Here is a 24,173-nt window from a genome sequence, read left to right as displayed (position 1 = left end):
ACTGCCGCGCCAATGGTACTTGGGCTTAAGCCCCGGGAGAGTAGGTCACCGCCAAACCTAGTAAAAGCCCATATCTCTCTTACGATCGAAAATCCCCTAGCACCAGAATCTAATGCCAATGAAGGCTGTGTTGTTCCGGCGCACCCGCGCTTTCCAAGAAACGCACGGTTCCATATCGACGCGCATTGCATTCGACAAATCAGCTTTGTTCGCGGAATATTGCACGCGTAACCGAAGCAAGCTGAAAGTCGCATTTTGAAGGTCGTGATCCATCAGGGGTTTCACAAAACAGGCACCAGAACCCTGCAAACGATGTTGTTCAGGAACCGGTCCCTGTTGGAGGATCGACTGAACGTTCTAATTCCCTGCGATCTGAAGGAAGCAGGGTTTTCTGCGCGGCGTTATTCCCTTGTTCAAAAGGACCAAGTCCTCAGGAAATTCCGCCAAAGGGTTCGGCATGCTCTTGAGCCTTTCGACGGGCGGTCAGACACACCTCTGCTTATCAGCAGCGAGGAGTTTGCCGGGATGATTCCGGGGCGCAAGGATGTGTGGACTTATTCTCAGACTCATGTCCTGGCAGAAACTCTGGTCGATGAAATCGACCGGTTTTCGAATGGTACTGCGCGTATCACCCTGTTCTTCACGACCAGAAACGCCAGCGACTGGGTGCGCAGTGTCTATTGGCAGAACATCCGCGCGGACAGGATCCGGCAAGACCTTGTGGAATATAGCGAGCGTCTGCGACAAGCTGCGGATCTTGACGGTGTGGTAAACCGGGTAGAGGGGGCTGTATCACCCCGTGCGGACGTCGTGCGCCTCAACGTGTCCGGGCTTGATGATCGCCTGTTCCCCGTAACCAAGGCGCTGTCGATGCTGAATGTCAGGTCCGATGATCTGTTGCCCGTCAACAACCTGAATGTTCAGCCTGACGGAGCGGCAGAGTATTTTCTGGAACTGAACCGATCAACCATGACCGACGAAGACGTGGCGGCGGCAAAGCGCGCCTATCTGGACGGTTTGAAGGCCGCAAGGCGGTAATCCGCAAACCGTCTGTCTGAAAGGTCAGAGGGAACGCTTCCGCTTTGAAGCAATGAGTTCCAGAATTTGGTCCCTGGTTCGCTGAATATGGGTTTTCAACAGCTCACAAGCCGCGTCTACATCGCCGGACCGGGCCAAAGACAGAAGCTGGTGATGCTCGATTTTTGCGGGTTCCCTTTGCTTCATCACGCTCAGATGCATGCGGATGTATCGGTCCGCTTGCGTGTTGATCCGGTCGAGCATGTCGCGCGTCAGTTGCCTGTCGGCGCCTGCATAAAGGGCCGAGTGGTATTGGTGGTTCAGAATACCCCATTTGCCGACGTCATTCTGATCGAAGGAGGCGTCCATCCGGTCCAATATCTCGGCGCAGCGCGCGAAATCCATTTGGGTCATATTTGGAATGGAGCGGCGGAACAGGTCCACTTCGATCAGGGTGCGCAGGTCGAATATCTCGCCAATTTCCGTCAGAGAATGCTTGATGACCGAACCACCGCGATTGGTGGACCATTTCACCAACCCCTCGGCGTTCAGCCGTTTCAGGGCCTCGCGGATGGGCATGCGTGAAACGTCGTATTCTTCGGCCAAAGCCTCTTGCCGGATGGTTTCGCCCTCGGCCAGTTCGCCGTTCAGAATGCGTTCCCGCAGGTCATCTGTGATGATGTCCGGCAGGCTTTTCTTGGTGATTGCGCGGGTCCCAGGCATGTCAGGTCCTTTTTTGATTGGCGTTGGTGGCAATCGACGGCATCGTCACGCGCCCCACGTATCTGACAGTCGATAGCCACCCGGCCAGGGGTCCTCGGGGTCGAGCATGTGTTGATGAACCCCGGTGATCCAGCCGCGCCCGCTGATCTCGGGGAGAATTGCATTGCGCCCTGCGACCTTGGTGGTGCCAAGAATTCTGCCGGTAAAGCGCGACCCGATGATGGATTGCGCGTCGAATGTCTGGCCCGGTTTCATCTGACCTTTCGCCAGCATCAGGGCCATGCGGGCCGAGACCGCCGTGCCTGTGGGGGACCGGTCGATCTTGCCCGGTTGGATGGCGACGGCGGATTTGCCCGCCAAACCGGTTTCCGTTTCGCTTAACGGGCCACAGAAGGCGCAAAAGGATATATGGGTCCAATCCGGGTTATCAGGATGGTTGAACCCAAGCTGTTCATTGGCTGCGTTGGTGATCCTGACGCCCAATTGGGCAAGTTCCTTGGCTTTGCTTTCGATGATTTCAAATCCAAGATCCTTCGCGTCAACGACGACAAAACTGTCACCGCCATAGGCTGTATCGACCGTTATCGTGCCAACCCCCGGAACATCCAGCGAAACCGCGATCTGATCGGCAAAGCTGGGCAGGTTCTGCACGAAGATGCGCTGTGTTTTCCCATCCCGGCATTCCGCCCGAACCTGCACCAGACCGCCCGGCGCTTCGAGCGTCAGGTGGGTTTCCGGTTCCTGCATCGGCAGGATACCCGAATCCAGCAAAACCGTTGCCACGCAGATCGAGTTCGACCCGGACATGGGGGGCGTGTCCTCGGGCTCCATGATGATAAAGGCGGCATCGGCGTCGGGGTGTTTCGGGGGCACCAGCAGGTTCACGTGACGAAACACTCCGCCGCGCGGTTCGTTCAGGACAAAATTCCTGAGCGTCTGATCCTGCGCGATGAATGTGCGTTGGTCCCAAAGCGTATCTCTGGGCGGAGGTGCGACGCCGCCGACAATGACGTCGCCAACCTCACCCTCGGCATGGGCAGAGATCACATGGATCGTTTTTGTGCTGCGCATCTTGGGCCTCCGGGGTCAGAACCGCGTTGCAGAAAAGGGGGACAGGTCGATTGCGGGTTTGGCATCCATCACCAGATCCGCCACAAGCTCGGCCGTTCCGGCGGATTGGGTCAGCCCGAGATGGCCATGGCCAAATGCATAGTGAACCCGCGGGGCCTTGGGCGCGCGGTCGATGACCGGCAGGCTGTCTGGCAATGAGGGGCGGAACCCCATCCATTGCGTGCCGCCACTGATATCGAGGTCGGGCAGGAACTGGCCCGCTTTTGCCAACAGGGTGTCGGCCCGTTTGAAATTCGGTTTCAGGGACAATCCGCCAAGCTCGACCGCGCCGCCCACGCGCACGCCGCCATTTATGCGCGTCGCCACAAACCCATGGCCGCTGAAGGTCAGATGCGTGCGCAGATCGAACGCACCCTGTGGTAGGGTCGTGTTATACCCCCGCTCGGTTTCCAGGGGGATTATGTCCCCCAGCTGCCGGGCCAGAATATGAGACCACGCGCCAGCTGAAATCACCAGATGTCGGGCGTGAACTTGCCCCGACGGGGTTTCCAGAACAACCCGTTCCCCTTGCTGCGTTACCGATGACACGGGCTGCACATCAATTCGCCCGCCGCGTGCCTGAAATTGTGTGGCGAGATGTTCGGTCCAGGCTTTCGGGTCCCTTGTGTTCATCCAATGCGGCGTGAATCCGGCATGGGTGAAGCGGCGGCTCAGACCGGGTTGTATCTCGGCAATCGCCTCGGGGCTGTGGAGCAGATCGAAATCCACCCCATGATCGCGCCGCAGGGTCCAGGCGGATTGACTGGCGCGGAATTGCGCGACCCCTTCATAAAGTTGCAACTGACCGTCGCGCTGTATCATCGCTTCGCCATCGACCTCGGCGATTTGGCGTTCGGTCGCCAGGCGGCAGTGCTTCATCAGCGCCCCCTGCGCCGCCAGCGACGCGCGATAGCGATCCTTCCAGCTAGATCGCCAAAAGCGCAGCATCCAGGGCGCGATCTGCGGCGCGTAGGACGGGGGCACCGAAAGCGGCCCAAGGGGATCGAGCAGCCATTTCGGTGCCTCGCGCATGATGCCCGGCTTGGCCAGCGGCTCGATCTCGGCAAAGGCGAAGGCCCCGGCATTGCCTTGCGATGCGCCTGCGGCGACCCCTTCACGGTCCAGCACCAGAACATCGCGCCCGCGCCGTTGCAGTTCCAGCGCGATGCTGATGCCGATGATCCCGGCTCCGACGATGACGATGTCAATTGGGTCTTCAGGCGGCATTTGTGCTGTCCGTTTCAGGCGTGTCAGATCGGGATACCCAGTTTGAAGGGGTCATTCTCGGCGAAGACGAGCGTGCTGTCTGCCATGATATGGGCCTGCCCGGTCAGAGTAGGGATGACGCCGCCATTTGGGCCGGGCTGATAGGACAGGCGGTAGGGGCTGCCGATGACGCTGTGCTGCACAATCTCGGCACCAGGGGCCAGCAGACCATCTGCCGCAAGACAGGCCAGACGCGCGGAACTGCCGGTGCCACAGGGCGAACGGTCATAGTTGTCATCGGGGCACAGAACGAAATTCCGGCTGTGAACGCCGGGCGTAGCTGCGGCATCCTGAAAGATGACATGATCCACGGGCTCTCCGCCCTCACCGCCCACGGATTGCGCGATGCAGGCCTCGCGAATGGCGATCGTCATATCTGTCAGCGCGCGGATATTTTCGGGGGCGACGGGGATCGGGCTTGGGTCGACGATGAAGAACCAATTGCCGCCATAGGCGACATCGCCGGTGACTGGTCTGTATTGGGCGGTCTTCACGGTGACCGATTTGCGCACCCTACGGCTTTCGACATTGGTCACGCTCACGGTGTTCGCGTCGTGGAGGTCGATTGTAATGACGCCCGCAGGGGTCTCGATCTTGCTTGTGCCAGGTGTGATCCGGCCCAGATGGGCCAGCGTGACGCCCAGCCCGATGGTGCCGTGCCCGCACATGCCCAACACCGCGTCGGCATCGAAATAGATGACGCCGGTGACGCAGTCGGGATTGACCGGCGGCACCAGAAGGGCTGCAACCATGCCGGGCTGTCCACGCGGTTCCAGCAGGACGGATTTGTAGAACGCCTCATGCTCGGTCGCCAGCCGCTGCGCGCGCTCGGCCAGCGGGCCGGTGCCCAGATCCGGCGCGTTGTCGAGGATCACCCGCGTGGGCATTCCGCCGGTATGGCTGTCGATCACATGCATTCAGCGATAACCCCGCCCTGTTTGGACCAATCGGCGAACCAGTTGCGGAACAGGTCATATTGCTGTTCGCAATAGTTTCGCTGTGCGTCCGTCAGCGCGTCAGTTTCATTGAAATGCAGGCGGTATTCCTCTTCACCGTTTAACACCAACAGGTGCTTGTAATAGAGCACCAGATCGGTGCCCTCATCAAAGCTGGCCAGAACGCCAAATGCCTCTTCCAACTCACGCGCGCGCATCCGGGCTTCGGCATGACCTTCGGCGGCTTTCTGAGCCAGGGCCGCCAGCAGCAACGCCTCTTTCGGCAGGGCGGTACCGATGCCGGTGATGGCCCCGGTCGCACCGCAGTTGACGAAACCATGATAGACCTCGGTATCGACGCCCACCATCAGGGTCACCTGATCGTCTTGTGAGGTGATGTGCTCGGCGGCATAGCGCAGATCGTCCTTGCCTCCGAACTCTTTGAACCCGACGAGGTTGGGGTGTTCGGCGCGTAGGGCAAAGAACAGATCAGCCTTGGTGGCAAAACCGTAGACCGGGCTGTTGTAGATGATCGCGGGCACATCCGGCGCGGCCCTGAGGATCGCCTTGAAGTGGTTTTTCTGCGCAGCCATGGAGGACCCCCGCGACAGCACACGCGGGATCACCATCAGGCCAACGGCCCCCACTTTCTGCGCGTGGGCGGCGTGGGCAACCGCGGATTTCGAATTGATCGCGCCGGTGCCCACAACAACCGGGATATCGGCAGAGGCCAGCCGTTCGACCCCTTCCATACGCTCGGCATCGGTCAGCAGGGGCCAATCGCCCATCGAGCCGCAATAGACCACGGCGGACATGCCTGCCGAGATCATCTCTTTCCCCTTGCGCACAAGGGCGTCGTAGTCGGGTGTCCGGTCCGCTGTGCAGGGGGTCATCAGGGCGGGCATGGTGCCCGAGAAGATGGATTTGGTCATCGCAGGGTATCTTTCAATGGCGGTGGGTCAGTTGGATTCCCGGCATTCATACTGGATATTGGATCCAGAATCTAGAAATCTGTTGTTTTCCTGCGAAAGGCCCAAGGGGTTTGGGCAAATGGCCGCCGACTTACACCCAAGCCCGCAAACGACTTGCCAGAAAATCGACCCTTTCTCGGACGGTATCCGAGATCACTCCGTTGCGCGGTGCGTCTTGCAAGGTCGTAAGCCATTCTGCCTTGGGGACCTGCTTGCGTGTCCTGCCGCGAAAGCTGAGCTGACGCAGCACGGCCTGGGCTGCGTCAGGCAGATGATCGGGTATGTCGTGCCCGGCCAGAATGCCCCATACACCTGTCCAAAGGCGGCCGACGGTCCACGGGTTGTAGCCGCCTCCGCCCAGCACCAACAGGCGTGGTGCCAGCCCGGTAAGGCCGCGCAGAACATCCCAATGGGCGTTGTTGGACAGCGACAGATGCGCCAGCGGGTCATCCTCGACCGCGTCCGCGCCGCATTGCAGGATGATCGCATCGGGGCGGAACGCGGCAACAGCAGGCAGGATCAACCGGGCGCGCACCAGTGCCATTTCGTCATCATGGAAGCCGCGCGGCACGGGAAGATTCAGGGCGTTGCCGCCTGCGTCATCCTCCAACTTGCCGGTCTTGGGCCACAGGTTCTGTTCGTGGACCGAGATCATCAGGCAATCGGGATCGCCGCCAAAGCCGACCTCGACCCCATCGGGATGATGTGCGTCGATATCGACATAGGCCAGCCGCCGCACCCCATGCGCGCGCAGGCTGAGCATCGCAAGCACCGGATCGTTGAGATAGCAGAACCCATTGGCCCGATCCGGCATCCCGTGATGGGTTCCACCCGCGGGATTGTAGATCACGCCACCGTTTGCCAACAGTTCGCCAGCCAGGATCGAGCCTCCGGCGGCTGTGGCAGGACGGCGGAACATCTCGGTGAATATCGGGTTCGAGATTGTCCCGATGTTGAACCGGGTTTTTTGGTCCGGGGTGACGGCTTGCAGATGCTCAGCCTGTTGCAGGGCCTCGATATAGTCCGGGTCATGCCACGCCGTAAGCGCCCAGGGTTTAGCCCGGGGCGAGCGGATATACTGCGCGTCCGGCAACCAGCCCAGGGCACGCGACAGGTCCATGACGGTCGAGACCCGAGGGATCCTGAGCGGATGCCATGTGCCATAAGTTGAGTGGCGATAGATTTCCGAGCCGATGAAACGCGCTGTCATGACGGCGTAGTTAGCGCGGCGGGTCTCCTCGAAAAGGCTATCGGGTTATCGCCACAACACCCCACGCGATCAGAAATCCGGCACGTAGAGTTGGGAATAGGCGACCCGCACCAGTTCGACCGTTTGTTCACTGCGCCGCTCGATATGGCCGCGCAGGGCAGACACCGCCCGATCCACGTCGCGCGCCTTTACCGCATCCAGAATAATCCGATGCGCCGACATCGAGGTCTGGTCCGTCTCGGCGTTCTCGCGCCGGTCCCGCAGCAGCCGCAGGTTGACGATGCGGACATAGCGGATGCGCTCATTGACGTTGTGCAGCAGCTTCAGCAACTCTTGGTTGCCGGAAAGCGCTGCCAGCTTGATGTGGAACTCTTCATCCATGCGCAGAAGCTCATCCAGATCGTGGCAGACGGAATAGGATTTTTCGACCTCGTCCAGATAGGCAATGACCGCGTCGATCTGCTGATCCTCGGCCCCGCCGATGGTGCGCAGCAGCGCCTCGGTCTCAAGCGCGCAGCGCAGTTGGTACAGTTCCAGTACTTTCTCTGGTGTCAGCGGGCGGCAGAAAAACCCCTTGCCCAGCGAAAAGGTCAGAAACCCTTCGGCCACCAGCCTGTTGAGCGCCTCGCGCAAGGGCGTCCGGCTGATGTCCAGCCGCTTGGTCAGCGACGTTTCGTTCAGCCGTTCACCCGGCTTGAACTCGAAGTTGACTGCCATCCGGCGCAGGGCCTGGTAGGCGCGTTCGACATTGCCTTCGGATTTGGACATGGATCTCCTGCCATACGGTTGGACGTCTTTTACCAAAGACTGCCCCATAATAAACATTAGACTTCACAGAAATCTACAATCCTGTATACAGATCGGCATATCGCCCATTTCAAGCGATTCCCGGCAAGTTGAGGGCACATGACGACCAAGGAAGAACAGGTTGTAGTTGTTGGGGCGGGCATTGTTGGTGTCTCGACCGCGATCTGGCTGCGACGCAAAGGTGTTGAGGTGACGGTTGTTGATCGCAACCCGCCGGGTGACCCAAACGCGACATCTTATGGGAATGCCGGGGTGCTGGCCGCGTGTTCCGTGGCACCGGTGACCGCACCGGGGCTGATGCGCAAGGGCCCCAAGATGGCGCTGGACCCGAACTTTCCCCTGTTTCTGCGCTGGTCCTATCTGCCCAAGCTGATGCCGTGGCTGCTGAAATACATGTCGCATGCCAATGACAGCGACACCCGGCGGATCGCGGCTGGCCTGACACCATTGACCAGCGACTCGGTGGAGCAGCATCAGGCGCTGACCAGTGACACCGGTGCGGCGGATTGGGTGCAAACCTCGGATTACAGCTTTGTCTATCCGACCCGTGCGGCGTTCGAGGCCGACAGCTATACCTGGGCGCTGCGCAAGGTGGCCGGGTTCGAGCCCGAGGTGCTGGAAGGCGGCGCGGTTCACGAGTTCGAGCCGAACCTGTCCAAAGATCTGAACCTGCTGGCCGTCATGCGCGACCATGGCTACAGCCGCGATCCCGGTGCCTATATCGCCGCGCTGGCGGCCGAGGCGGAAAAGCTGGGCGCTGTTTTCCGTCAGGCCGAAGTTGTCGATTTCGAACTGACCGATGGGTCCGTGTCGGCGGTCGTCACCAAGGACGGCACATTGCCCTGCAGCAAGGTGGTTCTGGCGACGGGCGTCTGGTCAAAGCCTCTGGCCCGCAAACTGGGCCTGTCCGTGCCGCTGGAAACCGAGCGCGGCTATCATATGGAATTCGTACTGCCGGAAAACGGCCCGTCGACCCCGCTGATGGTGACAACCGGCAAGTTTGTCGCGACCCCGATGGAAGGCCGGTTGCGCTGTGCCGGTATTGTCGAGTTTGGCGGGCTTGAGGCCGGGCCGTCCGATGCCCCCATCGCCCTGCTGAAACGCAAGGTTCAGGAAAGCTTTCCGAACCTCACATTCGAAAGCGAAAAGACCTGGCTGGGCCACCGGCCCGCGCCATCAGACAGCCTGCCGCTGATTGGTGAGATCGGCAAAACCGGCGTGCTGGCCGGGTTTGGGCATCATCACATCGGCCTCACCGCCGGGCCCAAGACCGGGCGGATACTTGCGGGGCTGATTACAAAAGACCGTACCAATATCGATTTGGGCGTGTACGATCCAATGCGGTTCTGAACCAAACTTCAACGACGCCCCCTGAAGGGGCACAAAAGTCAACAAGGGAGACAAACATGTCAAAAACACTTACCAAACTGGCTGCCAGCATCGGCGTGATCACGGCCTCTGCGGCGGCAGTGTCGGCGGAAACCTGGGACCTGCCGATGGCCTATTCGGCCACGAACTTCCATTCGGTAACGGGTGCCGTTTTCGCGGAATGCGTGACCGAAGGGACAAGCGGTGCGCTGACGATCCAGACCCATCCGGGCGGTTCGCTGTATGCGGGGGCCGAAATCAAGCGCGCGATCCAGACCGGTCAGGTCAATATTGGTGAGCGTCTGCTGTCCGGCCACCAGAACGAAAACGCGCTGTTTGGCTTTGACTCGGTACCCTTCCTGGCGACGTCTTTCGAGGACTCGGAGAAGCTGTGGGAGTTCGCCAAAGAACCGCTGTCCGAGTTGCTGGCAGAACAGAATCTGCACCTGCTGTATTCGGTACCGTGGCCGGGGCAGGGCCTGTATTTCGACCGTGAGGTCAACACTCTGGCAGATGCGGAAGGTCTGAAGTTCCGCGCCTATAACTCGGCTTCGGCCCGTATGGCGGAATTGGCCGGTATGCTGCCGGTGCAGATCGAGGCGGCTGAAATCAGCCAGGCCTTTGCCACCGGTGTGGCGCAGGGGATGGTATCGTCTGGTTCGACCGGCTACGACCGCAAGGTCTGGGAAAGCCTGTCGCACTATTATGGCGTCGACGCCTGGATGCCCCGCAACTACATGCTGGTCAATCTGGACGCCTGGAACGGTTTGGATGACGCTACCAAGGCTGTTATGAACGGCTGCGCCGTGGCGGCCGAGTACGCGGGCGACTGGCGCTCGATCCAGTACACCGAATTCACGGTGAACGAGCTGGGCAAAAACGGCATGACCACAGGCCCGGCAAGCGAAGAACTGGCCGCCGAACTGCGTGCGATTGGTGAAACCATGACCGCAGAATGGCTGGAAGCTGCTGGTGAGCCTGGTCAGAAAATCGTCAACGATTTTAAAGCTGCACAATAAAAACAACCGTGCGTTCTTTCCCGGCGGCCGTGGCCGCCGGGGGTATCTTACGACCGGCATGGTCGACCTGATCGCCATGCCTGCCTAACGGGGGACCCGCTATGGCGATCTTCTCAACACTGCGCAAAACGCTGGATGTGATCTATCGCTTTGCAGGCTATCTTGCCGCGTGCTTTCTGATACTGATCCTATTCTTCGTGACCCTGCAGATGGTGTCGCGCTGGGGTGGTGAAATCATCACGGGTGCACCGGACTTCACTGGCTATTGCATGGCTGCGGCCTCATTCTTGGCGCTGCCGTATGCGCTGAACGGCGGGGCCCATATTCGTGTCAGCCTGTTGCTGAATGCGCTGGGCCGGTTCCGAAGGTTAGGCGAGATCTGGTGCTGGGCCATTGCCAGCTATCTGACCTTCCTGTTCGCCCGTTACGCAATCAAGCTGACGTACGAAAGCTACCGCTTCAATGACATCAGCCAGGGGCAGGACGCCTGGCCCATCTGGATTCCGCAGATGTCCATGGTCATTGGAACCGTTCTGCTGGCGATCTGCGCGATCGACAACCTGATCACCATCCTCGTGACCGGGGAAGACAACATGCGATCCTCTGCGGTCGACGCACACGCGGAGTAAGCCTGATGGAAGAAGTCTATCTCGTTACCATTTTCCTGTTCGCCCTGTTCCTGTTGCTGGGAACCGGGGTTTGGGTGGCGCTGGCGCTGTTTGGCGTGGCCTATCTGGGGCTTGAAATGTTCACCTCGCGCCCGGCTGGCGATGCGATGCTGACGCGGATCTGGACCGGCTCGTCCAGCTGGACCCTGACCGCGCTGCCGCTGTTCATCTGGATGGGTGAAATCCTGTTCCGAAGTCGATTGTCGCAGGACATGTTCCGCGGCCTCAGCCCCTGGATGCAGCGGATGCCGGGCGGTCTGGTCCATGTGAACATCGTCGGCTGCACCATCTTCGCCGCCGTGTCGGGGTCGTCCGCTGCGACGCTGACCACAGTTGGTAAAATGTCGATCCCGGAACTGCGCAAACGCGGCTATCCCGAATACATGATCATCGGCACGCTGACCGGTGCGGCCACGCTGGGCCTGATGATCCCGCCCTCGCTGACGCTGATCGTTTATGGCGTGGCGGTCGAACAGTCGATTTCGAAGCTGTTCATGGCGGGTATCCTGCCGGGCATCGTTCTGGCCGGTCTGTTCATGGCCTATGTCGCCGGCTGGTCCTTTGTGCGCCGGTCCGAAGTGCCCGAGATTGCCGACCGCATGACATTTGGGCAGAAGCTGAATGAAAGCCGGTTCCTGATCCCGATCATCCTGCTGATCCTGGTGGTCATCGGGTCGATGTATGGCGGTTTTGCCACCGCGACCGAGGCTGCGGCCATCGGTGTGCTAGGCGCATTTGCACTGGCCGCGATGCAGGGATCCCTGACCAAACAGGCCTTTATCGAAAGCCTACTGGGGGCCACGCGCACCTCGGCCATGATTGCCTTCATCCTGATGGGCGCCATCGCCCTGACGCTGGCCATGGGGTTCACCGGCCTGCCGCGCGCCCTGGCCGAATTCATCGAAGGGCTTGAGTTGTCGCGGTTCTCACTGCTGATCGCCCTGATGCTGTTCTACATCGTGTTGGGTATGTTCCTGGACGGTATCTCTTCGGTGGTGCTGACCATGGCGATTGTGCAGCCGATGGTCGAAGGCGCAGGCATCGATCTGATCTGGTTCGGCATCTTCATCGTGATTGTCGTCGAAATGGCGCAGATCACGCCGCCGATTGGCTTCAACCTGTTCGTGATGCAGGGGATCACCCGGCACGAGATGGGCTATATCGCCAAGACCGCGTTGCCGCTGTTCCTGATCATGGTCGTGATGGTCTTCATCATGATCGGCTTCCCGGAACTGGCGACCTATCTGCCGGACAGCATGGTGAGTTCAGCGGGCCGATAACCGGCCCGCCCCCCGATTTACCGATAGCCACCCAAGAGGTGCCAAACCATGACGAAACCGAAAATTCTGGCAGCCGTGGACCTTGTCCACAAGGACAGCGACGCCGCAGTGATCCACGAGGCGATCCTGCTGGCCAAGGCCCACGATCATGCGGTCGAGGTTGTTTTCGTGATCCCGGATCAGGAAAACTCTTACGCGCAGAACTATATCCCGGCGGATATGCATCAACAGGTTGTCGATGACGCCGTGCGCGATCTTCAGGCCTATGCCGCCGGTTTTGACTGGCAGGGCGTGGTCCATGACAGTCAGGTGCTGCGCGGTGTTGTCTATGAAAAACTGATCGAACATGCCGACACGCTGTCCGCCGGTTTTGTGGTGATCGGTGCCAGCAAACCGTCGGTCACTGATCTGCTGATCGGTCCGAATGCGGCCCGCGTCGCCCGCTATGCCGGGTGCAGCGTGATGGTCGTGCGCCCGCGCTAAGACACGAATAACCCGAAAAAAACTCTCACACGGAGACGACCGTGAGCGATCACAAAATCGAAGCCCTGCGGGTTCACCGCATTCTGATCCCTGCCAAGGCCGTGCATTCCCACGGTTCGGGCGATGTTGCAGGTATCAACGTGGCCATTCTGGAACTTGTCACGGACACCGGGATCACCGGATGGGGTGAAGCCTCGCCCTGGCCCGTGTTTACCGGCACAGCCGAAGGCAACGCCGCCGCGCTGCACGTGCATCTGCGCCCGCATCTGATCGGTCAGGACCCGGTGCAGGTCGAGAAACACATGAACATGGCCGAAAAGGTGCTGGTCGGCCATCCCGAGGCCAAGGCGGCGTTGGAAATGGCGCTGCTGGACATCACCGGGCAGATCACAGGCCTGTCCGTTTGCGAACTGGTCGGCGGCAAGATGCGCGACAGTATGGGGATGAGCTTTTCGGTCGCCAACCCGGATTTCGACGCCGATCTGGATGACATTGCCGCCATGTGGGACGACGGCGTGCGCATCTTCAAGTTCAAGACCGGCTTTGCCGATCACAAGTTCGATGTAATGCGTGTCGAGAAACTTCGCGAGATTTACGGCGATGAAGTCGATATCCGCATCGACTACAATCAGGGTCTGCTGGCCTATGACGCGGTGCGTTGCATCCGCGATCTGGAAGCCTTCCGCCCGACCTTTGTCGAACAGCCGGTCAAAATGCACGAGCGTGAGGCGCTGGCCCATATCACTCATGCCATCGACACGCCGATCATGGCCGATGAAAGCGTGTTTGATCCCAAAGGTGCGCTCTATGGCGCGCAGAACCGGATTGCCGATATTTTCTCGCTGAAGATCATGAAATCGGGCGGCATTCGCCGCGCGCTTGAGGTGGCCGCAATTGCCCGTGCCGCCGGGATTGAAATCTATGGCGGCTGCATGTTCGAAACCGGTCTGGCCCATGCCGCCGGTGCGCATCTGATGGCGGCTGTGCCTGATCTGGTGCTGCAATGTGAATTCTACATGGCCACCTACTATGCCGCTGACGACATCCTGACCCAGCCGTTCCCCGTCAAGAACGGGCGCGTTCACGTACCGGACGGGCCGGGGCTGGGCGTTGCGGTCGATCCTGACAAACTGGCGAAATACGCCGTCGCCGAAACACTGACGTAACTAAAAACCTGCGGATTTATTGTATACAGATCTGTGCGCAAAAATCCGGCTGAGAAAGGTTCAAACCAATGACCGATGCTGACACCCAGCGCATGAACGGCGCTCAGATCATTCTCAAGATGCTCGAACTGCACGGTGTAAGCCACGTATTCGGCCTGCCCGGGGAAACCACAATCGGGTGGTACAAAGAGTGGCGCGAACACTCGAATATCGAGTTTGTGCTGACCCGCGACGAACGTACCGCATCCTACGCGGCCGAGTCCTATGCCAAGATCACCGGACGTCCTTGCGTGCTGGAAGCGCCAAGCCCCGGTGTAACTCACTGTACGCCGGGTATTACCGAGGCGTATCTGAGCTCGGTTCCGGTGATCTATTTCAGCTCGGACATCCCGATCAATCAGGACAAAAAGCACGGGCTGACCGGGGTCGATCAGACCAAGCTGTATGACAGCATCTGCAAGGAAAGCTTTGTGCTGACCAATGCCAGGGAAATCCCGTTCCTGATGCGCCGGGCCTTCCGCGTGGCAACCTCGGGGCGTCCGGCGCCGGTGCATATCCGCGTTCCGATCAACATCTTCGGGGAAGAGGCCGAGATCAACGATCTTTATGCCGAACCCGAATACAGCACCTATCCGGCGCATCGCCCGGTGGCCGATCACTCGAAAATCCGCGCGGCGATCGATGTGCTGCTGGCAGCCGAGAAACCGGCGATTGTTGTGGGGCAGGGCGGGCTGATTTCAAAGGCGTCCGAGGCGATCCTGGAACTGGCTGAACTGCTGCAAATCCCGGTCGGGACCACCACACCCGGCAAGGGTACCATCCCCGAGGATCACCCGCTTGCCCTGCGCGTGATCGGCGGGCGTGGCGGCATGGAGTATTCCAACCAATATGTGCACGACGCCGATACGATCTTCTTCATCGGCTCGAACACGGACAGCGCCGCGACCGATCACTGGAAGCTGTATGGCGATCCCAAGACCAAGACCTTCCTGCATCTGGATATTGCCGAGGCGCATGTCGGCAACAACTTCCCCGTCAAAGTCGGTCTGGTCGGGGATGCCCGCGCGACGCTGGAATACATGAATGTGCTGATCAAAGCCGATCACCCCAACCTGAACCGCCCGAAGATCGATCTGAACCCGATCAAGAAGACGGCGCTGGACAAGGTGTTTAATTCGAACATCCCGATGCCCGAAGGTACAATCTCGCCTGTCAAACTGTCTCAGGCACTTGATCGGATCATGCCGGACAACGCGGTTGTCACCTCCGAGCCGGGTGTCAGCGCGATCTACCCATCGGCTCTGCTGACCTTCCGTAAGCCGGGGCGGCGCTATATCACCAACTATTCGATGGGGGCGCTGGGCTATTCGGTGCCTGCGGGGCTCGGTGCGATCTATGCCAATGACGGGCCGGTTATTTCGTTCACCGGCGACGGGTCTTTTGGATTTGTCATCGGTGACATGGAAACGTTGAAGCGCAGCGGCAAGAACATCACCGTCATCCTGACCCGCAACGACAGCTTCGGCTGGATCCGGGGCGAGGCCATCCTGCTGGATGACGTGAATGAGCCGTGGTCGACGGATTTCGGGCGTGTCGACTATTGCAAAGTGGCCGAGGGTTTTGGCTTTAAGACCGCTCAGATCAAGTCCGAAGACGATATCGAGCCGATCTTGTCCGAGGCCATCGCCAACTCCGGTGCAAACTTCATCGAGATGATGGTTCCCTCACAGGATAAAATCATCCCGTTTGTCCCGAACTGGGTGCGCGCTGCGCGGGCGAAGAACCTGCCGCATTTCTATTGATCTAGCCCGTTGGGTCATTGTGCCCGACCTCTTCAACAAAGAACCCCCCGGCTTTGTTCGCAGCCCAGGGATTTTTCTTTGCTGGAGCGGATCAGGACCGGCCCGCCAAACCAAGCAGCGGATCATCCAGATCAACGGGAAAGCGATCAGGTACAAGCGCCTGATGGAACCAGCGAAGAAAAGTATAGATCGAAAACACCGGCAGGCCGGTCAGTTTGCGCACATCCGCCGCGTAGGGTGTCATGTTCGTGCATTCCAGAATGATCGCGCCGATATCCTCATGCTCGGTCACCAATTGCCGCGCAGCATCGCGCATGTCTTCGCGGCAGGCGGCAAAGTCGATCTCGGGCGCGTCACCCAGAATATCGCGGGTAAAGACCCGACCGCCTTCGGTTCCGACAATCGGCGTATCCAGCGGGACATTCGCGGCCTGCAAATGCGCGGGTGTCAGGGTTTCCTTCGAGATCGTCAGAATGCCCGGTCGTTTTCCGGGCGGCAGCATCGCCTGAACCATAGGTATTTGCATCAGCGACGAGGTGGCGACCGGAACTGGAACCGCCTCGGCCAATTGATCCTGTACGATGGACAGAAACCCGCAATTGGTGGTGATGCCGTCGCAGCCTGTTGCAACCAACTCTTTTGCGGCGTCGATGAACAGATCAACCAGCTCGCGGGCGTCGTTGCGCACAACCTTGTCAGGCGTCGCACTGCGGACCACGCGGTATTGCACGGGAAAGGGCCATGTGGTCGCGTTGCCAATATCCCCCGGAATGCGCGGAAACTGAGTTTCCAGCATCAGGATTCCCAGATTGGCTCCGAACACCGTTTTGCCACCGCGCAAGTTGTGCATTTTCGCCTCGCCAAACGTCAAACAATGTTGAACACCGTTCTGTATACAGCGCATCATTAAGTCAACCTTGAATGGCGTGTTTGTCATGTGCTGCGACAGTCGTCGTCCAGATTTCCGCGTCTGAGTGCCATGTAGCCGGACTTCTATGCTTTGCTGGTTTCCGAGAACACCACTCGAAACTTGAACTCCGGCATTGGGTCGTGCCGTCTGTCAGCCCGTATTTCGCCTATTCTCGTGCGTCACTGGTTTTCTGCGATATCCGGATGATCACAAACTCGGCTGGCCGCAGCGGCGCGACCCCGATCTGCATCACCAACCGACCGTTTGAGATATCTGCCTCGGTCATCGTGTCCCGACCCAACGATACGAAATAAGCCTCGGATTCTCTAGTGCCTAGCAAAGCGCCTGCGCGCCATTGGGTGCCCAGGAAATTCCCGACAACCTGCGCGACACTGGACCAGAGCTTTTCGTCATTTGGTTCGAACACCGCCCATTGGAGCGAGCGGGAAATGGAGGCTTCCAGAAAGATAAAGAACCGGCGGACAGGCACGTATCGCCATTCCGGATCCGAGGACAGCGTGCGTGCGCCCCAGACGCAAATCCCGCGGTCTGGAAACTGGCGAATGCAGTTGACGCCGGCCCGGTTCAGCACGTCCAGTTGGTTGGCGTTCAGATCGAATTCGACATCCAAGGCCCTGTTGATGGCTACACCAGCCGGTGCTTTCCAGACGCCACGCGTGGCATCCATGCGGGCATAGATGCCACATACGGCACCACCCGGAGGAACAAGAACTTTGTCACCTGTCTGCGGATGCGCCGCGACAATCCAAGGGTAATAGATCGCCGCACAGTCAGACGCGCGCCGATTGCGCGGAGACAGCGCGTCGGACCGCAAATCTTTCACGCCGCGCGGCGTATCGAGCACTGCAAACCGAAAACGATTGCGTTCGCAATGTGCGATGACTTCATCCTGTATCGTAATCTCGGGCAGCGTGTCGTTTCCGATACCCGGCGCATGGACAATCGCGACAGACTGATATGCATCACGCTCCAGCGCCGCGAGGCCGCGATAGTTGGTCGGGTCTGTGATCACCGCCCCTGCCGCGTCGGTCCTGCCTGCGAACTGGGCGGCGGTAGGTCTTTTACCCTCCTGCCCCCCTTTCAAAGCGCCGCTGAACACCAGACCGGCAGGTGTTTCAGCCTGATCGGACAGATCGAGCGTGATCAGCGCAGATGGGTTTTCCGAGAGTTTCTTGCGCCAGAAATCATCGCTGTTCGTATCCAGCGACAGGTCATCGAAGTCTTCGACCAGAACGGGCCGGGGTTTGCGTTTGGAGTCGTCGAAAGGATCGAATAGGTCGCCGGAAAACCCGTGTCCGAAATATGCGACCTGCAGCCGAAATCCGATGGGCACTGGCCCGTCTGCACCGCGCTTCTGTGCGCTCGACGGCAGGATGCGGACCCAGATGGCGTTGCCGAATTGACCGGGGCCGCTTGCGCTCAGACGGTATCCGGCCGCGTCGATATGGGCCGTTTCCGCGCCATCTCCGACGACCCGGCAGACCACGCAACGCTGCCCGCCATTGTCGAAAAACGCTTTGACGCTGAATGGTACAAAGCGGTCTTCGGCGAACACATCGCCAAACACACGCAGGTACTCCCGGTACGACGTGATCAGGGGCGGCCTCAGCGGTCCGCGTTCGGTTTCACCGATCATGGCCGTGGTACTGGTTTCAACACCTTCGACGGGCCTTGGGCCCCGGCTGACTTCTTCAACGAAAACACCGGGGGCAAGATATTCTGGCATGACAGAGATCCAATCGGTTCGCGGGGTTCTGACGGCGGCGTTGTCCGGCGCCGCCGGTCCGGGACATCAGCGGGACGAAAACTTCCAGTTGCCTTGCAGGGACTTGCGGGCAACGCCGCTGTGTTCAAGCGCGGTCAGGGCTTCGTCCAGATCCGCGTGTGAGCATCCAAGAATGGTTTGCAGTGTTTTGGCAGACAGCCCCTCGCGCCGGTTTGTTGTGGCCTCAAACAGCAATGCAAGCGTGCGTTCCCGAAGCGTCAGTTCGGCCTTTACCGGTTTCTCGCCGCGCAAGGATTTTGCCCATTTTGCGGCCTTGTTGGCCAGCCCGATCATGTCGGCAATACTTTTGGCGGCACCGCTGATGGTCCCGACGGCGACACAAAACGCAAGGATCGCGGCCAGATCCGGCGTGAGCCCGCCCAGAAAGTTCTCTTCTTCATTGGGGCGGTCAGGATCAAGCAAGGCCCTGACATCGTCCAGATCTCCGCCCTGATCCGCTTGGGCAATTGCTGATACAAGTGTTGGATCGTAACTCATACGCGGTCCTCCGAAATGAATTTCAGGTCAAGCGCGCCAAACTGCTGCGCGAGGTCAAGAAAGACCGGCTGCCCGTTCAGGTGGTTGGCCGTGTGAAAGGCGGTCCATTTCCCTTCGATTTCACGTAGGTTGTTGGTCAATCGCTGGGCGCTGCCGACCTGCTTGAATTCATCATAGAGGCACCCGGATAAAACGGTTCGCAACAGACCGTCCCGGAAGGTTTCAAACGCCTCGGGTGTGACCAGCAGATAGGTGCGCAGGGCCCTTAGCGATTGATGCATATCGGCGGACCAAAGGTTTTGATAGGCGCGCACGGACCGCCCCAAAGCCGGGCTGCGATAGTCGGGAACAACCCGCGCCATAATATGATTGATGTAGAACAGCATGATATCGCAGCGGGTCAGCCCATCCGGATGGCTGGCCGTTTCGGGGGTTGTCCCCGGTCCAAGCCCCATCGCCTCGGATTGTACTTGCTGCATCGACCAAAGGCCAAAGAAGGTCAGGTTCCAGCCCAGGAATGAATCGCAGATAGCCTCGATGGCAATCCGAGGCTGACCGTTATAGACCTCAAGCAGACATGCGAAATGCCCGAAAACGCTGAAGCAATCGGCGGTGATTTCCGGGTTCCAGCGCGCCAGTTCCGGGAGCAGGATCAAACGCGCGTGCGCGTCCACCGGCTGCGTTCTTTCAGTGGGTGGTGCCCCAATTGCTGCTGACGCCGCACCAATTCTTTGGCCTTGATCCGCACCGGGAATGTCGACGAATTGATAGATCACCTGCGCAAAACCCTTTGGCAGTTGGTCGAACAGCACATGGCCGATCTCGTGCAGAAGGATCAGATTGGCGACGCTGCCCACCAGGTCCTCAAAAACGCGCTGGTCCATCGCCCGGGCCTCATGAGCAAGCTGCATCAGGACCGGGTCAAACACACGGTTCTTCGATAGAACGACCGACAGGATCAGCCATGTCGCCAGTTGCCTGAGCTGAGGGTTACCCCCGGAAACACCAAGCAGAAATTGGGTCAGAGTCAGGGTCATAGCCGTGCGAAAATCAATCTTCACCGCATGGCAGCCATTGCGTTCAAGCACGGAAAACCCATTGCGCGCCTCGCCTACAAAGACGAAAACTTCAGGCAGTTCGATGCTTTGGCCATAGAGTTTGTGCATAACTTCGGGCAGGCGCTCCCGCAGACGTTGCAACGCCAAAGCCGAGCCGTTCTGATACGCAATCAGGTAGTCGCATTCGCACGCGTGAACGGTCGCCCGGCCGGTTGGGAATGGCGACATATGGCTGTTCTCGGCCCGGTTCTGACCGAGATTGGCCGTGATCCACGCAAGGTAACGCGCATGTGCCTCCGGGATCGGGCCGATATCATCCAGAATGACGTCAACGTTCGGAAGTCGCATAACGTTCTCCCTTCTCGCGACCCTTTCGCACCGCGAAGCGTTGAGGGTTAAGTCGATTGGTCGAAGCTTGGTGCCATGCTTCCCTAAATGACGATCGAACGCGACCCCTGTCAACGTTTCAGGTGTTTTTGGATATTGGGTAAGGTCGTACTACCGGCGGTTCAGCCAAACCAAGACAATGGGCTTGATGTAGTGGCGGAGACGAAGACCGCCATACTATGTTCCACAGCTTTCCTTGTTGATCCGTTAGTCCTTATTTTACAATGAAAAGTATTCCATGTTTGTCCAGTGACGTCTAGATTATTCCTGTGGTTGATGTGGGGTTTTATGGCGAAGCCCACATAAATGAGAGGTGATTGTCTTGCCTAAGCGTGCCAAGGGACTAACCGCAGCTTTTTGCTCGAGTGTCAAAGAAGCTGGGAAATATAACGACGGTGAAGGACTGATGCTCGTTGTTGCCGGAAATGGAAACAAGCGCTGGGGTCAACGGATCGTCATCAGAGGTAAGCGCCGCGACCTCGGCTTGGGTTCTTATCCTCTGGTTTCTTTGTCCGAAGCCAGATTGAAGGCATCGGAAAACAGGCGGATCGCCAGAGAAGGTAGGGATCCAATTGAAGAGAAGCGCGCCTCCAAAGCGATCCCAACGTTTGCGTATGTGGCAGATCTGACCATTCAGAAGAAGCGAGCTGAGCTGAGCAACGCCAAGCACATTCAGCAATGGGAGAACACACTAACGCAATATGCCTTTCCTAAGCTTGGAAATATGAGAGTCGACGAAATTGGGGTCGAAGACATCCTCTCCGTTCTTGAACCTATCTGGGAAGTCAAAACAGAAACTGCCAGCCGATTGCGCGGCCGCATTGAGGCTGTCCTAGCTCTGGCGACCGTTCGCAAGTGGAGAAGCGGTCCAAATCCTGCAACGTGGGCTGGAAATCTCAGCATGTTGATGCCGAAGATTTCAAGCGTCGCGGAAGTAACAAATCAACCTGCATTGCAATTGTCCGAAGCTCACGAATGGTGGCAGGACTTGCGCGTCAGAGAAGGAATGTCGGCACAAGCACTGAGGTTTTTGGCTCTGACCTGGGCACGATCAGGTGAAGTCAGAGGTGCCACTTGGGATGAAATTTACTTTGAGAAAGAGATTTGGAGGATCCCGGCTGCGCGAATGAAAGCCCGGCAAGAGCATATTGTACCTTTGAGCAAAGTGGCCATCGAATTGCTATCTGAGTTACCACGCCTTGAAGGTTCGCCGTTCGTATTCTTTGCTCCGAGAGGTGGCATGCTGTCCGATATGAGCCTTTCGGCGGTAATGCGACGAATGCACGAGAGGGCTCAGAAACGTGCGACTGAGGTTCAGCAAAACACCGGACCAAATGTAGGTGCCACCTACCTTGATCGAACCAGCTTTCGGCCTGCGGTACCTCATGGCCTAAGATCAACTGCGCGTTCTTGGGCGGCCGAAAAAGGTTATGATCGCGAAATGGCGGAAATGGCGCTGGCGCATCGAGTAGGAACAGAAGTCGAGCGCTCATATCAGCGAGCAGAGTTGATCGAACGGCGACGCCATATGATGGAAGACTGGGCTAGCTTTCTTGCTGGCGCTAGCCTTTTCGCGGATATCCTGCCGTTTCCTCAGAACAGGATTACTCGCTAAACGACCCCACAACAGCCCACACGATTTGGGTTAAAAAACTGTTTTTAATTTGTAAAAAGGCTCCGTCAGCATTGCTTTTGGCGGACATCTCCAACAGTGCATTGCGAGAATGCGCCTCTATGGACTTCGATGGTCGCAGACAGAACGGAGTAACCCTATGACCATTAATGACCGCATACTGCGCCGCCCAGAAGTCGAACACCTTACTGGTATAAAGAAGTCCTTCATCTACGTTTGCGCCAGGCCCAGGACGAGGTGATCGCTAACAAAGCCAAGTACCGTGGCGCACCACCAGAATCTTAAATCTTATTGCCCTCTAAAAGGCTGAGTACGTTTAAGCGCCGCCCAGTTGCCCTGTCCAATGATGGGCGGTTGGCATCGATGTCTGGAACGATGAGTTGCGAGCTGGCTTCGTTCACAATTCAGTCTGAGCTCACGTAACTGGTCGAGTGTCGCGCGTTCCAGGAGCCCTTCACCAAGCGGCAAATGACTGGTGAGCGGGACATTGCTGCCATCCGCATTTTTCTCCAAAGGACCGCAGTTCAACCCAAAGCGGACATTTCCGACTGGGATTTGCAAATTTGGAAAGTCAAAAATGTAAGAACTCGAATGTTTCTGTTGCATGAAATCACTTAGCTAGCGCTTCTGAAATGCGTTCAACCAACGCCTTCTGAACAACGGCAAACCTTGGAGTTTGGGCGATTTCTTCTAGCGTCGCGACCCACAGTGGAACCTCGATCTTAGGATTCACGTCCTTCGACCGTTTAAGGCGAGTATCCACGTCGCCAAAAAATGACGGCAGAAAGGTTTTGCCCGCTCCTGAGGCGGCCATCTGCTGTAGCACCAGAAAACTGTCTGCTCCGTTGGTCATTTCGTCTGAGTCCACATTCTCCGCTAGCCATTTAGCTGGGAGTGAACGGCTCAACGCTCCGTCAAGCCTCATCCACTTGCGATTGGGGCAACCATCGTCAAAGACGCCAAATGACAGCGTTCCCGCGCGCTGCCCGATCAGCCCTTCCCCTAGCTTTATCGATGGGCGCACAGCAATGTCTGCTGTCAGTCGGGAAAGATCATGGTGGCTGTTCTGGCTTAGCAGAGTCAGTTTCAAACCCGGGTAAAGGACTGAGATCTCGTTTATGATGCGAGGGAGAACAACCTGACAAAGACTATCGGTCGATGTAATGCGCACCTGACCCATTGGGGAACGATTGGCTCCGACAACCGCCCGCTCCACCGAAAGCACCGCTTCTTCAACGCTTTCCATGGCCAAAAAGATTGCACTGGCTTCGGGCAGAACCGAATACCCTGACGGGCTTTTCTGAAAAATCCGGCAGCCATTGCGCTCTTCGAATGCGGCCACCCTGCGCAAGACTGTAGCATGCGTGACGCCCATGGCCGTCGCCGCCGCGTTCAACGAACCGTATTTGCTTACGGCTAGCGCGTATCGAATATCATCCCAGTTATCGTTGTTCATTAATTAACAAGTGACGATCAATAACAAACAATTACAAGAAAATTCGTACAGGATAACATTCGGAGCATTGAACAGGGAGACACATCATGATGAAGCAGTTCTCAATCTTCGCGGCGGGTCTTTTGTCGTTGGCCGCAATTGGCACAGCCATCGCCCACGAAAGTGAAAACCCTGCTGTGAAAGCTCGAACCTCAATCATGCAACTCTACGCCTTCAATCTTGGTACACTTGGCGGCATGGCCAAAGGCGAGGTGGAATATGATGCCGAGGCAGCAACACGGGCCGCAAACAACCTTGTTGTGCTAACGCAGATCGACCAATCCTCGATGTGGCCCCAGGGATCTGACAATGTGTCCGATCCGTCCTCCCGAGCGCTACCTGCGATCTGGGAAAACTTCTCTGACGTTGGTGCGAAAGGGCAGGCCATGGCAGACGCCGCTGTTGCGATGCAGGCTGCAGCAGGGCAAGATGTTGAAGCCCTGAAAGCGGCTATGGGCGATCTTGGTGGAAGCTGTTCGGCATGTCACAAAGCTTACAGAGCACCGAAAGAATAAATGGCAGACAGCCGTGAAGCGGTTTTTCTTTTTCACCGCTTTCGTTGCACTTGTGGTCGGGTTGGC

22 protein-coding genes are annotated in these 24,173 nt (G+C 58.3%); 10 read left to right on the top strand and 12 right to left on the bottom strand.

Annotated features, from left to right (window positions below; genetic code table 11):
• The first annotated feature begins 525 nt into the window (after nt 1-525).
• Entirely contained in the window at nt 526-1,038 is a 513-nt protein-coding gene (locus ACR0C9_RS15515) for a hypothetical protein (RefSeq protein ID WP_170624204.1), read from the top strand.
• Nucleotides 1,039-1,062: 24 nt separating this feature from the next.
• Here ACR0C9_RS15515 and ACR0C9_RS15510 read toward each other — a convergent pair whose 3' ends face one another.
• From ACR0C9_RS15510 to ACR0C9_RS15480, 7 genes are all read right to left on the bottom strand, one after another.
• Nucleotides 1,063-1,740, bottom strand: coding sequence for a GntR family transcriptional regulator (locus tag ACR0C9_RS15510; RefSeq protein WP_170624202.1), 678 nt, complete (start codon nt 1,738-1,740; stop codon nt 1,063-1,065).
• Between the two features lie 45 nt (nt 1,741-1,785).
• The gene (locus ACR0C9_RS15505; RefSeq protein ID WP_480781420.1) at nt 1,786-2,811 is read right to left on the bottom strand and encodes a trans-3-hydroxy-L-proline dehydratase; all 1,026 of its coding nucleotides are present in this window, start codon (nt 2,809-2,811) and stop codon (nt 1,786-1,788) included.
• 15 nt (nt 2,812-2,826) lie between these two features.
• A complete protein-coding gene (locus tag ACR0C9_RS15500) occupies nt 2,827-4,077 on the bottom strand; it encodes an NAD(P)/FAD-dependent oxidoreductase (RefSeq protein WP_170453263.1) in 1,251 nt (416 codons plus the stop codon).
• A gap of 23 nt (nt 4,078-4,100) precedes the next feature.
• Nucleotides 4,101-5,033: a 4-hydroxyproline epimerase gene (locus ACR0C9_RS15495; protein ID WP_170453262.1), complete on the bottom strand. Its 933-nt coding sequence runs from the start codon at nt 5,031-5,033 to the stop codon at nt 4,101-4,103.
• On the bottom strand, nt 5,024-5,983 hold the full coding sequence (locus tag ACR0C9_RS15490; RefSeq protein ID WP_480781419.1) for a dihydrodipicolinate synthase family protein: 960 nt from the start codon (nt 5,981-5,983) through the stop codon (nt 5,024-5,026). The genes ACR0C9_RS15495 and ACR0C9_RS15490 overlap by 10 nt, the downstream gene beginning before the upstream one ends.
• 130 nt (nt 5,984-6,113) lie before the next feature.
• A complete protein-coding gene (locus ACR0C9_RS15485) occupies nt 6,114-7,232 on the bottom strand; it encodes an acetoin utilization protein AcuC (RefSeq protein WP_480781418.1) in 1,119 nt (372 codons plus the stop codon).
• A gap of 69 nt (nt 7,233-7,301) precedes the next feature.
• On the bottom strand, nt 7,302-8,000 hold the full coding sequence (locus tag ACR0C9_RS15480) for a GntR family transcriptional regulator (protein WP_170624190.1): 699 nt from the start codon (nt 7,998-8,000) through the stop codon (nt 7,302-7,304).
• Between the two features lie 138 nt (nt 8,001-8,138).
• On the opposite strand from ACR0C9_RS15480, the gene ACR0C9_RS15475 reads away from it, so the two are divergent.
• The 7 genes from ACR0C9_RS15475 (at nt 8,139) to ACR0C9_RS15445 (ending at nt 15,825) form a co-directional block, all read left to right on the top strand.
• Nucleotides 8,139-9,389, top strand: a complete 1,251-nt coding sequence (locus tag ACR0C9_RS15475; protein ID WP_170522015.1) for an NAD(P)/FAD-dependent oxidoreductase — start codon at nt 8,139-8,141, stop codon at nt 9,387-9,389.
• Nucleotides 9,390-9,445: 56 nt separating this feature from the next.
• Nucleotides 9,446-10,426 (top strand): TRAP transporter substrate-binding protein, encoded by a 981-nt coding sequence (locus ACR0C9_RS15470; protein ID WP_170453257.1) that lies wholly within the window; start codon nt 9,446-9,448, stop codon nt 10,424-10,426.
• A 101-nt stretch (nt 10,427-10,527) separates the two neighbouring features.
• A complete protein-coding gene (locus ACR0C9_RS15465; RefSeq protein ID WP_170453256.1) occupies nt 10,528-11,055 on the top strand; it encodes a TRAP transporter small permease subunit in 528 nt (175 codons plus the stop codon).
• A 5-nt stretch (nt 11,056-11,060) separates the two neighbouring features.
• The gene (locus ACR0C9_RS15460) at nt 11,061-12,374 is read left to right on the top strand and encodes a TRAP transporter large permease subunit (protein WP_170453255.1); all 1,314 of its coding nucleotides are present in this window, start codon (nt 11,061-11,063) and stop codon (nt 12,372-12,374) included.
• A 48-nt stretch (nt 12,375-12,422) separates the two neighbouring features.
• Complete coding sequence (locus tag ACR0C9_RS15455) at nt 12,423-12,857, top strand: universal stress protein (RefSeq protein ID WP_170453254.1); 435 nt, start codon at nt 12,423-12,425, stop codon at nt 12,855-12,857.
• A gap of 41 nt (nt 12,858-12,898) precedes the next feature.
• Nucleotides 12,899-14,023 (top strand): enolase C-terminal domain-like protein, encoded by a 1,125-nt coding sequence (locus tag ACR0C9_RS15450; protein WP_170624182.1) that lies wholly within the window; start codon nt 12,899-12,901, stop codon nt 14,021-14,023.
• A gap of 68 nt (nt 14,024-14,091) precedes the next feature.
• Nucleotides 14,092-15,825: a thiamine pyrophosphate-binding protein gene (locus tag ACR0C9_RS15445; protein ID WP_480781417.1), complete on the top strand. Its 1,734-nt coding sequence runs from the start codon at nt 14,092-14,094 to the stop codon at nt 15,823-15,825.
• A gap of 91 nt (nt 15,826-15,916) precedes the next feature.
• On the opposite strand, the gene ACR0C9_RS15440 is transcribed toward ACR0C9_RS15445, so the two are convergent.
• From ACR0C9_RS15440 to ACR0C9_RS15425, 4 genes are all read right to left on the bottom strand, one after another.
• On the bottom strand, nt 15,917-16,675 hold the full coding sequence (locus ACR0C9_RS15440; RefSeq protein ID WP_480781416.1) for an aspartate/glutamate racemase family protein: 759 nt from the start codon (nt 16,673-16,675) through the stop codon (nt 15,917-15,919).
• A 226-nt stretch (nt 16,676-16,901) separates the two neighbouring features.
• Nucleotides 16,902-18,482 carry a phage tail sheath family protein gene (locus ACR0C9_RS15435; RefSeq protein WP_480781415.1) on the bottom strand — a complete coding sequence of 527 codons (1,581 nt, stop codon included), beginning with the start codon at nt 18,480-18,482 and terminating at the stop codon, nt 16,902-16,904.
• A 66-nt stretch (nt 18,483-18,548) separates the two neighbouring features.
• The gene (locus ACR0C9_RS15430; RefSeq protein ID WP_170453250.1) at nt 18,549-19,019 is read right to left on the bottom strand and encodes a hypothetical protein; all 471 of its coding nucleotides are present in this window, start codon (nt 19,017-19,019) and stop codon (nt 18,549-18,551) included.
• The gene (locus ACR0C9_RS15425) at nt 19,016-20,425 is read right to left on the bottom strand and encodes a hypothetical protein (RefSeq protein ID WP_480781414.1); all 1,410 of its coding nucleotides are present in this window, start codon (nt 20,423-20,425) and stop codon (nt 19,016-19,018) included. The genes ACR0C9_RS15430 and ACR0C9_RS15425 overlap by 4 nt, the downstream gene beginning before the upstream one ends.
• 361 nt (nt 20,426-20,786) lie before the next feature.
• Here ACR0C9_RS15425 and ACR0C9_RS15420 point away from each other — a divergent pair, with 361 nt between their 5' ends.
• Nucleotides 20,787-22,079 (top strand): tyrosine-type recombinase/integrase, encoded by a 1,293-nt coding sequence (locus ACR0C9_RS15420; protein ID WP_480781413.1) that lies wholly within the window; start codon nt 20,787-20,789, stop codon nt 22,077-22,079.
• 628 nt (nt 22,080-22,707) lie between these two features.
• Here ACR0C9_RS15420 and ACR0C9_RS15415 read toward each other — a convergent pair.
• Entirely contained in the window at nt 22,708-23,553 is an 846-nt protein-coding gene (locus ACR0C9_RS15415; RefSeq protein ID WP_480781412.1) for a LysR family transcriptional regulator, read from the bottom strand.
• Between the two features lie 86 nt (nt 23,554-23,639).
• Here ACR0C9_RS15415 and ACR0C9_RS15410 point away from each other — a divergent pair, with 86 nt between their 5' ends.
• Nucleotides 23,640-24,107, top strand: a complete 468-nt coding sequence (locus ACR0C9_RS15410; RefSeq protein ID WP_480781411.1) for a c-type cytochrome — start codon at nt 23,640-23,642, stop codon at nt 24,105-24,107.
• The last annotated feature ends 66 nt before the right edge of the window (nt 24,108-24,173 follow it).

It is taken from the genome of Ruegeria sp. C12 (assembly GCF_056537745.1).
Note: the sequence above shows the minus strand (reverse complement) of the source record. Positions and strands in the feature narration are given on the sequence as shown.